The sequence below is a fragment of the Haemophilus sputorum HK 2154 genome, from assembly GCF_000287615.1.
Classification (GTDB): domain Bacteria; phylum Pseudomonadota; class Gammaproteobacteria; order Enterobacterales; family Pasteurellaceae; genus Haemophilus_A; species Haemophilus_A sputorum.
This window is the reverse complement of sequence record NZ_ALJP01000009.1, coordinates 363385-377491: the sequence shown is the minus strand read 5'-3', so window position 1 is coordinate 377491 and position 14107 is coordinate 363385. Positions and strand designations below refer to the sequence as shown.

Sequence of the window (14107 nt, the reverse complement as noted above, 5' to 3'; positions counted from 1 at the left end):
ATTTCTATGAAAAAAATAACTAAAGCAATGGGTTTAGCAGTGCTACTTTCTTTAAGTGGGTGTAAATCAGTATTAGATGCGCCGACCCAAGCACAAAAACCAGTCATTCATATCCCACATAATGATCAACAATGGCAAGCTCATTTAGCTAAACTTAGCCAAATTCAACATTATAAAACAGATGGCCAATTTGGATATATTTCACCAGAAGAGAGATTCTCTTCCCATTTTAATTGGCAATATAATTCACCTGCTAATTTTGGCTTAGAATTATCTTCCAATTTATCTAGTAAATCATTAAAACTTCATCGTAATGCGAAAGGATTAACAGTATCTGATAGTGAAGGAAATTCACGTTCGGATCGTGATATTGATGCATTAATGCAAGAAATTATTGGCGTATCGTTCCCTATTGATCAGCTCGCATACTGGTTGAAAGGTCAACCAGAAAAAGAAGGTCAATATATTGTGAATGAAAAACGTCAACTTTCCCAGTTTAGTTATCGATTGAATAATGTAAATTGGACAGTTAACTATGTTGAATATTATGAAGATCGTGTTCCTAATCTGCCGAAACTCATTGTATTAGAAAATGGCACACAAACCCTGAAAATTCGTATTGATAATTGGGTATTTTAATGAAATATACATTACCTAGTCCGGCTAAATTAAATCTTTTTCTTTATGTGGTAGGCAAACGTGAAAACGGCTATCACGATTTGCAGACCCTTTTTCAATTTCTAGATTTCGGAGATGAGATTGAGATTGAAGTCACTGAGAACCCTGAGATTATTTTAGAGAATGAAATCGAAGGGGTTCCTACTGAACAAAACCTCATTTACCGTGCTGCAAAACTTTTACAGAAAAAGACCGCTTGTTTAAAAGGGGCACGTCTTGCTGTTCATAAAAAATTGCCGATGGGTGGTGGTGTTGGTGGGGGCTCTTCAAATGCGGCAACGGTGCTAGTTGGGCTTAATCATTATTGGAAAACAGGGCTATCACTGCCAGAATTAGCGGAATTAGGCTTGTCATTAGGGGCGGATGTACCAATCTTTGTACGAGGTTTTGCAGCTTTTGCGGAAGGTGTTGGCGAAGAATTAACCTCTTGTGAGCTGAAAACGCCTTGGTACGTGGTTTTAAAGCCAGATGTTTCGATATCAACTGCAGAGATCTTCAATGATCCGAATTTACCAAGAAATACCCCTAAACGTGATGTTAAAACATTATTGACTGCCAAATGGGAAAACGATTGCGAAAAAGTTGTCCGAGAACATTATTCAAAGGTTGATGAACTTATCTTAAAGTTGTTAAAATACGCAGAGTTTAGGTTAACAGGTACAGGTGCCTGTATTTTTGCAGAATTTGATTCTGAAGCAGAGGCGAGAAAAGTCTTTGCTCAAAAACCAGCAGATGTGTTTGGTTTTGTGGCGAAAGGGCAAAACATTTCGCCATTGCATCAACATCTTCATTTAATCCCTTAATCCAACAAAGGATCTTTTCCATGCCAGATATTAAACTGTTTGCAGGTAATGCAACGCCAGAGCTTGCCAAACGTATTGCTAAACATCTTTATACTTCTCTTGGTGATGCTACAGTCGGTCGTTTTAGCGATGGTGAAATTCAAGTTCAAATCAATGAAAATGTACGTGGTGCAGATGTATTCATTATTCAATCCACTTGTGCACCAACGAATGATAACTTAATGGAGTTGGTCGTAATGGTAGATGCATTGCGTCGTGCATCAGCTGGTCGTATTACTGCAGTTATTCCATATTTTGGTTATGCTCGTCAAGACCGCCGTGTACGTTCTGCACGTGTGCCAATTACCGCAAAAGTGGTTGCGGACTTCCTTTCTAGCGTAGGGGTCGATCGTGTGTTAACTTGTGATTTACATGCAGAGCAGATTCAAGGCTTCTTTGATGTGCCAGTAGATAACGTATTTGGTTCACCAGTATTGATTGAAGATATTCAAAAACAAAATGCACTAAATAATCCGATGGTTGTATCTCCAGATATTGGTGGTGTGGTTCGTGCGCGTGCAATTGCAAAATTATTAAATGATGCAGATATGGCAATCATTGATAAACGCCGTCCAAAAGCAAATGTTTCTCAAGTTATGCATATTATTGGTGATGTTTCTGGCCGTGATTGTATCCTTGTTGATGACATGATTGATACTGGCGGTACTTTAGTTAAAGCAGCGGAAGCGTTAAAAGAACGCGGAGCAACAAAAGTTGTTGCTTATGCAACACATGCTGTACTTTCAGGTACTGCTGCGAAGAATCTCGCAAATCCAGCTTTAGATGAAGTGGTTGTCACAGATACCATTCCATTATCAGATGAAATTAAAGCATTAAACAAAGTCCGTGCTTTAACATTATCAAGCATGTTAGCTGAAGCGATTCGCCGCATTAGTAATGAAGAATCTATCTCGGCTATGTTTGATGCCTAATATAAAAGCCCAATCGTAAGATTGGGCTTTTTTCTATAGAAATCATATCACTTTTCTCGGCCTATACTAGGAAGCGAGATAACACAACAAATGGCTTAATATTTATGTATTCATTAGTTAGAAAGTTCATTTTTTCTATGCAACCAGAAAGTGCGCATGAGTTTACAATAAAAGCACTAAAAATGGCTGGTAAGCTCCCTTTTCCGATTTTTCCTACACCAGATAACCCAGTAGAAGTTATGGGGCTAAAATTTAAAAATCCAATTGGCCTTGCTGCTGGCGCAGATAAAAATGGAGAGGCTATTGATGGTTTTGGAAAGCTGGGTTTTGGTTTTATTGAGGTGGGCACGGTTACACCATTGGCGCAGGATGGCAATCCTAAACCACGCCAGTTCCGAATTTTAGAAGCTGAAGGAATTATCAATCGAAATGGTTTTAATAATCTCGGTGTGGATGTCTTAGTCGAAAATGTAAAACGTGCAAAATATGATGGTATTTTAGGTATTAACATTGGTAAAAATGCGGTTACACCAATTGAAAACGCCTTAGATGATTATCAAATTTGCTTACGTAAGGTCTATGAATATGCTGATTATATTACGGTAAACATCTCTTCTCCTAACACCAAAAATTTGCGTAGCTTGCAATATGGCGAAGCATTAGATGAGTTACTTTTAGGACTTAAAGCCGAGCAAGCGCGACTTTCGCAAAAGTTTCAACAATATAAACCGCTTGTATTAAAAATAGCGCCTGATTTAACAGAGGAAGAGATTGCTTCTGTAGCTGATAGTTTAATCAGACATCGTATTGATGGCGTCATTGCTGGAAATACCACTTTGTCCCGCGAAACGGTTGCTGGGTTAATCAATGCAGAACAAGTCGGAGGACTCAGCGGAAAACCGTTAAATGCGTTAAGTACTAAATTAATTATGCAGTTAGCAAAAGAATTAAATGGGGCTTTACCTATTATTGGTAGTGGTGGCATTCATTCTTTAGCATCTGGACAAGAAAAGATTGGTGCGGGAGCAAAATTATTACAAGTTTATTCCGGTTTAATTTATGAAGGCCCTGGTTTAATTCAAACATTAGCGAAACATATCCAATTGAAAAATCAATAAATTGATTAAATTTAATGAAGATTTGAAGTAGCGAAAAGATAAGCAGAGACTATGGCTAGAGCCTTAAAAGGCTAGACAAAAAATAGTTATTTTGTTATCTTTCTCTCCAAATTTTCTACATTCTTTTAACAATCGGATGTTTTTGTTAAAATATGCAGGAACAAGTAGTTTAAATTAGTTTAACACTCTTTTTTCTACTTAATTTTAGTTAATGGCAAGTTATTTAACTTGCTACTTTTTAATCATTTAATAGAAATATAAGGACAACCTATGTCAGAGATTCTTAAAAATGACGTAGATCCAATCGAAACACAAGATTGGTTACAATCATTAGACTCATTAATTCGTGAAGAAGGCGTTGAACGCGCTCAATATATCATCGAGCAAGTTATCGGACAGGCTCGTACTAATGGTGTTGCTTTACCAACAGGTGTTACAACCGATTATGTGAACACAATTCCAGTTTCTGAGCAACCTGCATACCCTGGTGATCATGAAATCGAGCGTCGTATCCGTTCTGCAGTTCGTTGGAATGCTATCGCAATGGTTTTACGTAGCCAGAAGAAAGATCTTGACTTAGGTGGTCATATTTCAACTTATCAGGCAGCTGCGACAATGTATGAAGTGTGCTATAACCACTTCTTTAAAGCGGCAACAGAAAAAAATGGTGGCGACTTAATCTTCTTCCAAGGTCACGCTGCACCAGGTATGTATGCTCGTGCTTATCTTGAAGGTCGTTTAACTGAAGCACAATTAGATAACTTCCGCCAAGAAGCTTTCACAGATGGTTTATCTTCATATCCACATCCTAAATTAATGCCTGAATTCTGGCAATTCTCAACCGTTTCAATGGGTTTAGGTCCAGTGAACGCAATCTACCAAGCTCGTTTCTTAAAATACTTAGATAACCGTGGCTTAAAAGATACTAAAGACCAAAAAGTATATGCATTCTTAGGCGATGGTGAAATGGATGAAATCGAGTCTAAAGGTGCATTAACTTTCGCAGCTCGTGAAAAATTAGACAACTTAATTTTCACTATCAGCTGTAACTTACAACGTTTAGATGGCCCAGTTAATGGTAACGGTAAAATCGTTCAAGAGTTAGAAGGCTTATTCACTGGTGCTGGTTGGGAAGTAATCAAAGTATTATGGGGCAGCAATTGGGATAAATTATTCGCTAAAGATACTTCAGGTAAATTAACTCAGTTAATGATGGAAGTGGTTGATGGTGACTATTTAACTTTCAAATCTAAAGATGGTGCTTACGTTCGTGAACACTTCTTCGGTCGTTATCCAGAAACTGCAGCATTAGTTGCAGATATGACAGATGATGAAATCTGGGCATTACGCCGTGGTGCACATGATAGCGAAAAATTATATGCAGCTTATGCAAGAGCACAAAAAGCAGATAAACCTGTTGTAATTTTAGCGCACCAAGTTAAAGGTTATAAAATTCCTGAAGCAGAAAGTAAAAACACCGCTCACCAATCTAAAAAAATGTCTTACGAAAGCCTTAAAGGTTTCCGTGACTACTTCCAATTACCATTAACTGATGAGCAAGTTGAAAACTTAGAATACATTAAATTTGCTGAAGGTACTGCAGAGTATGAATACTTACACGGCCACCGTAAAGCATTAAATGGTTATGTGCCGGCTCGTCGTCCTAAATTTGATGTTGAGTATAAAGTCCCAGCATTAGAGGAATTTAAAGCGTTATTAGAAGAGCAACCACGTGGTATTTCTACGACAATGGCGTTTACTCGTGCTTTAAATATCTTATTAAAAGATAAAAACATCGGTAAAACTATTGTTCCAATGATTGCTGATGAAGCACGTACTTTCGGTATGGAAGGTTTATTCCGTCAAATTGGTATTTATAACCCTCATGGTCAAAACTATGTTCCTTCAGACCGTGATTTAGTTGCATACTATCGTGAAGCAAAAGATGGTCAAGTGTTACAAGAAGGTATCAATGAATTAGGTGCGACAGCATCTTGGTTAGCTGCAGCGAACTCATACTCTGTTAATAACCAACCAATGATCCCATTCTTCATCTATTACTCAATGTTCGGTTTCCAACGTGTGGGCGATATGATGTGGTTAGCAGGTGACCAATTAGCTCGTGGTTTCATGGTAGGTGGTACTTCTGGTCGTACAACCTTAAATGGTGAAGGTTTACAACACGAAGATGGTCACAGCCATATTCAAGCTGGCATCATCCCTAATTGTGTAACTTATGACCCATCATTTGCGTTTGAAGTTGCGGTAATCATGCAAGACGGTATCAACCGTATGTATGGTGAAAAACAAGAAGACGTGTTCTACTACATGACTACATTAAACGAAGTGATGGATCAACCTGCAATGCCAGAAGGTGCAGAAGAAGGTATCCGTAAAGGTTTATACAAATTTGAAACTGTAAAAGGTAAAGGCAAAGGTCACGTTCAATTATTAGGTTCAGGTGCAATCATGCGTCATGTTCGCGAAGCAGCGCAAATTCTTGCAAATGACTATGGTGTAACTTCAGATGTATTCTCAGCACCATCATTCAATGAATTAGCTCGTGAAGGTCAAGATGCAGTACGTTGGAACCTATTACATCCAACAGCGGAACAACGCGTACCTTATGTTGCTCAAGTATTAGCGGACTTACCAACAGTAGCTTCAACAGACTATGTGAAAGCATACGCAGACCAAATCCGTGCATTCGTACCAAGCCGTCACTATCATGTGTTAGGTACAGACGGTTTCGGTCGTTCAGACAGCCGTGCAAACTTACGTGAACACTTCGAAGTGGATGCACGTTATGTTGTTGTAGCTGCACTTTCTCAATTAGCGAAAGAAGGCACAGTAACTGCACAAGTAGTTGCTGATGCAATTGCGAAATTCGGATTAAATGTAGATCGCATTAACCCGTTATACGCATAAAAATGAATAAAGCTCTCTCCCGTAAAGGGAGAGAGATTTTTAATCAACAAGGATTACCAAAATGTCAAAACAAATAAATGTACCAGATATCGGTAGTGATGAAGTTACCGTAACAGAAGTAATGGTGAACGTGGGCGATACCATCTCTGCAGATCAATCAATCATCAATGTAGAAGGTGATAAAGCTTCAATGGAAGTACCAGCACCAGAAGAAGGTGTGGTTAAAGAAGTTTTAGTTAAAGTTGGCGATAAAGTAACAACTGGTTCACCAATGTTAGTATTAGAAGCGGCAGGCGCAGCACCAGCAGCAGAAGCGCCAGCAGCTGCAGCACCAGCACCAGCACCAGTGGCAACCGCTTCAGCTGTTGTTGAAGTTAATGTGCCAGATATCGGTTCTGATGAAGTAAACGTGACTGAAATCATGGTGAAAGTAGGTGATAGCGTTGAAGTTGATCAATCTATCATTAACGTTGAAGGCGATAAAGCTTCAATGGAAGTACCAGCACCAATCGCAGGCGTGGTTAAAGAAATTTTAATTAACGTAGGTGATAAAGTTTCAACTGGTAAACTTATCATGAAATTTGAAACTGCATCAGCAGCACCAGCAGCTGCAACTGCACCAGTTCAAGCAGCAGCGCCAGCAGCACCTCAAGCAGCTTCAATTAAAGATGTTAATGTACCAGATATCGGTGGTGATGAAGTAAACGTCACTGAAATTATGGTTGCAGTAGGTGATACCGTTTCTGAAGAGCAATCTTTAATTACCGTTGAAGGTGATAAAGCATCAATGGAAGTACCAGCACCATTTGCAGGCGTAGTAAAAGAAATTTTAGTGAAATCAGGCGATAAAGTATCAACTGGTTCATTAATTATGCGCTTTGAAGTTGCAGGCGCAGCACCTGCTCCAGCAGCGTCAGCGCCAGCCGTTGCACCTGCGGCACCACAAGCGGCAGCAGCGCCAGCAGCTCAATCTGGTAATGTTTCAGGTTTAAGCCAAGAACAGGTAGTAGCAAGCGCAGCATTCGCTCATGCAACACCAGTGATTCGCCGTCTAGCACGTGAGTTCGGTGTTAATTTAGATAAAGTAAAAGGTACAGGTCGTAAAGGTCGTATCGTTAAAGAAGATATTCAAGCATACGTGAAAACTGCAGTTAAAGCATTTGAAACAGGTACTGTTTCATCAGCTGCAGCTGCTGGCAACGGTGTAGCAAATGGTGCGGGCTTAGGCTTATTACCATGGCCGAAAGTTGACTTCAGCAAATTCGGTGAAGTAGAAGAAGTTGAATTAAGCCGTATCAATAAAATTTCAGGTGCGAACTTACACCGTAACTGGGTAATGATTCCTCACGTAACACACTTCGACCGTACAGATATCACTGAACTTGAAGCATTCCGTAAAGAACAGAACAAGATTGTTGAAAAACAAAAACTGGATGTGAAAATTACACCAGTTGTGTTCATTATGAAAGCGGTTGCGAAAGCATTAGAAGCCTTCCCTCGTTTCAACAGTTCAATTTCTGAAGATGGTCAAAAACTTACACTTAAAAAATACATCAATATTGGTGTGGCGGTAGATACGCCTAATGGTTTAGTTGTACCAGTATTCAAAAATGTAAACAAAAAAGGCATTATTGAACTTTCTCGTGAATTGATGGAAGTATCGAAAAAAGCACGTGATGGCAAACTTTCAGGTTCAGATATGCAAGGCGGATGTTTCACTATTTCAAGCCTTGGCGGTATCGGTACCACCCACTTTACTCCAATCGTAAATGCGCCAGAAGTGGCAATTTTAGGTGTGTCTAAATCTGAAATGGCACCAGTTTGGAACGGTAAAGAATTCGAGCCACGCTTAATGCTTCCATTATCATTATCATTCGATCACCGCGTGATCGATGGTGCTGATGGTGCTCGCTTCTTAAGCTACATCAATGGCGTATTAGCAGATATTCGTCGCTTAGTCATGTAATGAAATCTGTAAGCGGTCGAATTTGTAAAAAGTTTTGCAAAATTGACCGCTTGTTATCAAATCATCCGAAATGACGTTTTACGTCTTCAAAGGAAAAACGATATGAGTAAAGAAATTAAAACACAAGTGGTTGTACTTGGTGCGGGCCCAGCAGGTTATTCAGCAGCGTTCCGTTGCGCAGACTTAGGTTTAGAAACCGTTCTTGTTGAGCGTTATTCAACTTTAGGTGGGGTATGTTTAAACGTAGGTTGTATTCCATCAAAAGCGTTATTACACGTTTCTAAAGTAATTGAAGAAGCAAAACACGCAACTAAAAATGGTGTTTACTTTGGTGAACCAACCATCAATTTAGATGAAGTTCGTGCAGGTAAAGATGCCGTAGTTGCTAAATTAACTGGTGGCTTAGCGGGTATGGCAAAAGCACGTAAAGTGACTGTAGTTGAAGGCTTAGCAGCATTTACTGACCCAAATACATTAGTTGCGCGTGACCGTGATGGTAATCCAACTACTGTTAAATTTGATAATGCAATTATCGCAGCGGGTTCTCGTCCAATTCAATTACCTTTCATCCCGCATGAAGATCCACGTATTTGGGATTCAACAGATGCACTTAAATTAAAAGAAGTACCGAAAAAACTTCTTATCATGGGTGGTGGTATCATCGGTTTAGAGATGGGTACTGTGTATCACTCTCTAGGTTCAGAGATTGAAGTGGTTGAAATGTTCGACCAAGTTATCCCTGCAGCAGATAAAGATGTGGTAGCAATCTACACCAAACAAATCGAGAAAAAATTCAAGTTAATGCTTGAAACGAAAGTAACTGCAGTTGAAGCAAAAGATGACGGTATCTATGTTTCAATGGAAGGCAAAGCATGTAACGATACTAAACGTTACGATGCCGTGCTTGTTGCTATCGGTCGTACGCCAAACGGTAAATTGATTGATGCAGGTAAAGCAGGTGTTGAAGTTGATGAGCGTGGTTTCATTCACGTTGACAAACAAATGCGCACTAACGTACCACACATTTTTGCAATCGGTGATATCGTAGGGCAACCAATGTTAGCACATAAAGGTGTTCACGAAGGTCACGTTGCTGCAGAAGTAATTGCAGGACAAAAACACTACTTCGATCCGAAAGTGATTCCATCAATTGCTTATACTGAGCCAGAAGTTGCTTGGGTAGGTAAAACTGAGAAAGAGTGTAAACAAGAAGGCTTAAACTACGAAGTGGCTAAATTCCCTTGGGCAGCTTCAGGTCGTGCAATCGCTTCAGAATGTTCTGAAGGTATGACCAAGTTAATCTTCGATAAAGACACTCACCGTTTATTAGGTGGCGCAATCGTTGGTAGCAACGGTGGCGAATTGTTAGGTGAAATTGGTTTAGCAATCGAAATGGGTTGTGATGCTGAAGATATCGCATTAACCATCCACGCTCACCCAACACTTCACGAATCTGTTGGTTTAGCGGCAGAAGTGTTTGAAGGTTCAATTACTGACCTTCCAAATGCAAAAGCAAAAAAACGTTAATCATAGACTAACGTAAAATAAAGCGGTCAGATTTTGTAAAAATTTTGCAAAATCTGATCGCTTGTTTTTTTATATTCGTTATTCTTTAACTCAAAGTAACGGGTAGCATTAGTGTATCTAATATAAAACTTAGCGGTAAATCAATGACAGCGAGAACGCTGAAAATACCCCCTTCCTGCATCGTTTTAAAATCTAAAACTACGCCGGCATAAGGCGAATAATTCTCTTTAGCTAGGCTAGTTATCGTGCCGCAAGCGGTTAAGTTTATGCAGCAGATTACAAAAGCCAATTTGGTGAATATTTTTGTTTGCATTCTTTCTCCTTCGAATAACTTATTCTAGCCCAAAATTGGCTTTTTGGGTAAAATGAGAAAACTATTATCAATAACTATTGAGGATTTTATGCAAACTTACAACATCGCAGTATTAGCCGGTGACGGTATTGGACCTGAAATTATGGCTCAAGCCATCAAGGTATTAGAAGCAACACAACAAAAATTTGGCTTCAAATTAAATTTTAATCATTTTAATATCGGTGGTGCAGCTATTGATGCTCAAGGCAGAGCGCTACCAGAAAACACCCTAAAAGGCTGCGAAGAAGCCGATGCTATTTTATTCGGTTCTGTTGGCGGCCCGAAATGGACTAATCTTCCTCCAGATGAGCAACCAGAACGTGGCTCATTATTACCACTTCGCAAACATTTCAAATTATTCTGTAACCTTCGTCCTGCGGCACTTTATCAAGGCTTAGAAAAATTCTGTCCACTACGTGCAGATATTGCAGCAAAAGGCTTTGATATGGTGGTGGTGCGTGAATTAACAGGCGGTATTTATTTTGGACAACCGAAAGGCAGAGAAGGCGAAGGGGCACAAACCAAAGCATTTGATACGGAAGTGTATTACAAATATGAAATTGAACGTATTGCACGCGTAGCATTTGAATCAGCAATGAAACGCAGAAAACACGTTACCTCAATTGATAAAGCGAATGTATTACAAAGCTCAATTTTATGGCGTGAAACAGTCAATGAAGTAGCGAAAGAATTCCCTGAAGTGACTTTAGAACATATGTATATTGATAATGCAACGATGCAACTTATCAAATCGCCAGAATCATTTGATATTCTGCTTTGTTCAAATATCTTCGGCGATATCATCTCAGATGAGGCTGCCATGATTACCGGTTCAATGGGAATGTTACCTTCAGCCAGTTTAAATGAAGATGGTTTTGGATTGTATGAGCCAGCAGGTGGTTCTGCGCCAGATATTGCAGGCAAAAACATTGCAAACCCTATTGCGCAAATTCTTTCTGCTGCAATGATGCTACGTTATAGCTTTAACTTAAATGATGCAGCAGATGCAATTGAGCAAGCTATTCAAAAAGCACTTGCAGATGGCTATCGTACAGGTGATTTAGCAGATGAAAATACGCCAATTTCAACCAGTGAAATGGGCGATGTGATTGCGAAGAACATCTTAGCTTAACGAAAGAAAACAAAACCACGCTGAAGCGTGGTTTTTTATTAACTCCACATTTGATATAACGCAATCACAAGTGGCATTGTAAACATACAAAGCAGCGTCGTTACCCCGTAAATAGCACTAGCCTTTTGCGGATTGTTGTTATAAATTACCGCCATTTGTGTCACTGTTGCTGCAGAGGGACTGGTGGTTGCTAAAAAGCTAATTAGCACAATTATCTCTCCTTTTTCAATCCAATCAGCAAAGCCAATGAGCTTTATCAATACCAGTAATAAAATCGGAATAAGCAGCAAGCGTAATAGCGTAACTAAATAAATGCGCTTAGATGATACGATGCTTTTTAACGGAATTGCAGCAATTAACATACCCGCAACAAGCATGGCATTCGGACCAATAAACAAACCGATGGAAGAGAGTGTGCCATTGATAATATTTGGCAGCTTAATTTGAAAAGCAAACAAAAATGCGCCAACGAGAATTGACCAGATATTGATGTTTTGGGCGATTGTCTTTAATGATAAATTCCCTTTTCCTACAATAATCAAACGGCAATGCGTCCAAAATAGAAAGGTTTGTACCACAATAAAACAGCTGGCGTAAATGACCCATTCTTTACCGAATAACGACATTACAATCGGAATAATTAAGTTGCCTGAATTTGAATAAATAGAGGTGGCGTGTTCAATAGGATCAAGTTTTAATAGACGTTTCAATAGGCTACCAATAATAATCAGAATAATGTGGAGAAACACCGCCATAAGAAGTGAAAGCTGTAAACCTTGCAAGATTTCAGGCGTGTAATCAATTTGAAAGGCTTCAATCATCACCGCTGGACTAATGACATAAAGTCCAATAATAGAAAGTGGCTTGCTATTTTCTGATTTTAATAGTTTTGATTTAACTAACCCATAGCCAATAAGCACAATAAGTGTCAGTTCAATAATTTTAGTACCGAGTAAAAATGCGATGTCCATAGTGAATTCTGATGAGAAAAGTTGTTGTTATAAAAGAAGAAAAGGGCAAAAATAATTTGCCCTTTAAATTGATTTAGGTTACTCCCATTCGATAGTTGCTGGGGGTTTTCCGCTGATGTCATACACCACACGGGAAATGCCGTTCACTTCGTTGATAATGCGGTTAGACACTTTGCCTAATAAATCATAAGGTAAATGAGCCCAATGTGCGGTCATAAAATCGATGGTTTCTACTGCACGTAGTGAGATCACCCAATCGTATTTACGGCCATCTCCCATCACACCTACAGATTTGACTGGTAAAAATACGCTGAAGGCTTGGCTGGTTTTTTCATACCAACCGCTGTTGCGTAATTCTTCGATAAAGATTGCATCCGCACGGCGTAATAAATCGCAGTATTCTTTTTTCACTTCGCCTAATACACGTACGCCTAAACCCGGACCAGGGAATGGGTGGCGGTTGATCATTTCAGCCGGTAAGCCTAATGCTAAACCAATTTTACGCACTTCGTCTTTAAATAATTCACGTAGCGGTTCAACTAAGCCTAATTTCATATAATCCGGCAAACCACCTACGTTGTGGTGTGATTTAATCACATGTGCTTTACCGGTTTTGCTTGCTGCCGATTCGATTACGTCAGGGTAGATCGTACCTTGTGCCAACCATTTCACATTAGTGAGTTTTTTCGATTCATCATCGAATACATCAACGAATACTTTACCGATAATTTTGCGTTTTGCTTCAGGATCAGATACACCTGCAAGTTCACCTAAGAAACGGCTTTCCGCATCAACGCGGGTAATGTTCAAACCAAATTTATCGCCAAACATTTCCATGACTTGATCGCCTTCGTGTAAGCGGAGTAAGCCGTTATCCACGAATACGCAGTGTAAGTTTTTGCCGATAGCGCGATGTAAAAGTAGTGCAACCACAGAAGAGTCTACACCACCGGATAAACCTAAAATCACTTCATCATCGCCCACTTGCTCTTTAATACGAGCAACGGCATCTTCAATGATGTTTTCAGCTGTCCATTTAGTTTCGCAGCCACAAATGTTGACTACAAAGTTGGTTAATAATTCTAAACCTTTTTTAGTATGTGTTACTTCAGGGTGGAATTGTACACCGTAGAAACGACGATTTTCGTCCGACATTGCAGCAATTGGGCAGGTTGGCGTGGTGCCAGTTACTTTGAAGTTTTCTGGTAAGCGGGTTACTTTATCGCCGTGGCTCATCCAAACGTCTAATTTTGGCTCGCAAGCGGTCAAATTATTATTAAGATTTGCAAAAAGCGCTGTGGCATTTTCTAATGTAACAGAGGCATAACCGAATTCACGATGGTCAGAGGTTTCTGTTAAGCCACCAAGTTGCATTGCCATTGTCTGCATGCCGTAGCAAATACCTAATACTGGCACACCAGCATGGAATACATATTCTGGTGCACGCGGGCTATTTTCTTCAGTAGTACTTTCAGGACCGCCTGAAAGAATAATCCCCGTTGGATTAAATTCACGGATTTGTTCTTCCGTCACGTCCCACGCCCAAAGTTCGCAGTACACGCCAATTTCACGCACACGACGTGCAATCAGTTGGGTATATTGTGAACCAAAGTCGAGGATCAGTATTTTATGATTGTGGATGTTTGTCATTTTTTACCTTG

At 39.6% G+C, this 14107-nt stretch carries 11 protein-coding genes; 8 read left to right on the top strand and 3 right to left on the bottom strand.

The genetic code is table 11. From position 1 onward, the window contains the following. The first annotated feature begins 6 nt into the window (after window positions 1-6). The 7 genes from lolB (at window position 7) to lpdA (ending at window position 9991) form a co-directional block, all read left to right on the top strand. Window positions 7-639: a lipoprotein insertase outer membrane protein LolB gene (gene lolB, locus HMPREF1128_RS04220; protein ID WP_007525508.1), complete on the top strand. Its 633-nt coding sequence runs from the start codon at window positions 7-9 to the stop codon at window positions 637-639. Continuing rightward, a complete protein-coding gene (gene ispE / locus HMPREF1128_RS04215) occupies window positions 639-1481 on the top strand; it encodes a 4-(cytidine 5'-diphospho)-2-C-methyl-D-erythritol kinase (RefSeq protein WP_007524994.1) in 843 nt (280 codons plus the stop codon). Before lolB ends, ispE begins: the two co-directional genes overlap by 1 nt. A gap of 20 nt (window positions 1482-1501) precedes the next feature. Then, window positions 1502-2452: a ribose-phosphate pyrophosphokinase gene (locus tag HMPREF1128_RS04210; protein WP_007525184.1), complete on the top strand. Its 951-nt coding sequence runs from the start codon at window positions 1502-1504 to the stop codon at window positions 2450-2452. Window positions 2453-2556: 104 nt separating this feature from the next. Next, a complete protein-coding gene (gene pyrD, locus HMPREF1128_RS04205; RefSeq protein ID WP_010128331.1) occupies window positions 2557-3570 on the top strand; it encodes a quinone-dependent dihydroorotate dehydrogenase in 1014 nt (337 codons plus the stop codon). Between the two features lie 270 nt (window positions 3571-3840). Beyond that, a complete protein-coding gene (gene aceE / locus HMPREF1128_RS04200) occupies window positions 3841-6498 on the top strand; it encodes a pyruvate dehydrogenase (acetyl-transferring), homodimeric type (protein ID WP_007524903.1) in 2658 nt (885 codons plus the stop codon). Window positions 6499-6559: 61 nt separating this feature from the next. Then, on the top strand, window positions 6560-8464 hold the full coding sequence (gene aceF, locus HMPREF1128_RS04195) for a pyruvate dehydrogenase complex dihydrolipoyllysine-residue acetyltransferase (protein ID WP_007524838.1): 1905 nt from the start codon (window positions 6560-6562) through the stop codon (window positions 8462-8464). A gap of 102 nt (window positions 8465-8566) precedes the next feature. Then, window positions 8567-9991 carry a dihydrolipoyl dehydrogenase gene (gene lpdA / locus HMPREF1128_RS04190; RefSeq protein WP_007525161.1) on the top strand — a complete coding sequence of 475 codons (1425 nt, stop codon included), beginning with the start codon at window positions 8567-8569 and terminating at the stop codon, window positions 9989-9991. A gap of 85 nt (window positions 9992-10076) precedes the next feature. Here the strand turns inward: lpdA and HMPREF1128_RS04185 are convergent, their stop codons facing one another. Then, window positions 10077-10304: a YceK/YidQ family lipoprotein gene (locus HMPREF1128_RS04185; RefSeq protein ID WP_010128330.1), complete on the bottom strand. Its 228-nt coding sequence runs from the start codon at window positions 10302-10304 to the stop codon at window positions 10077-10079. Window positions 10305-10392: 88 nt separating this feature from the next. Between HMPREF1128_RS04185 and leuB the strand changes: the two genes are divergently transcribed. Continuing rightward, window positions 10393-11475: a 3-isopropylmalate dehydrogenase gene (gene leuB / locus HMPREF1128_RS04180; protein WP_007525219.1), complete on the top strand. Its 1083-nt coding sequence runs from the start codon at window positions 10393-10395 to the stop codon at window positions 11473-11475. 38 nt (window positions 11476-11513) lie between these two features. Here the strand turns inward: leuB and HMPREF1128_RS04175 are convergent, their stop codons facing one another. After that, entirely contained in the window at window positions 11514-12446 is a 933-nt protein-coding gene (locus tag HMPREF1128_RS04175; protein WP_007525379.1) for an AEC family transporter, read from the bottom strand. 78 nt (window positions 12447-12524) lie between these two features. Next, complete coding sequence (guaA, locus tag HMPREF1128_RS04170; RefSeq protein ID WP_007524106.1) at window positions 12525-14096, bottom strand: glutamine-hydrolyzing GMP synthase; 1572 nt, start codon at window positions 14094-14096, stop codon at window positions 12525-12527. Window positions 14097-14107 lie beyond the last annotated feature (11 nt).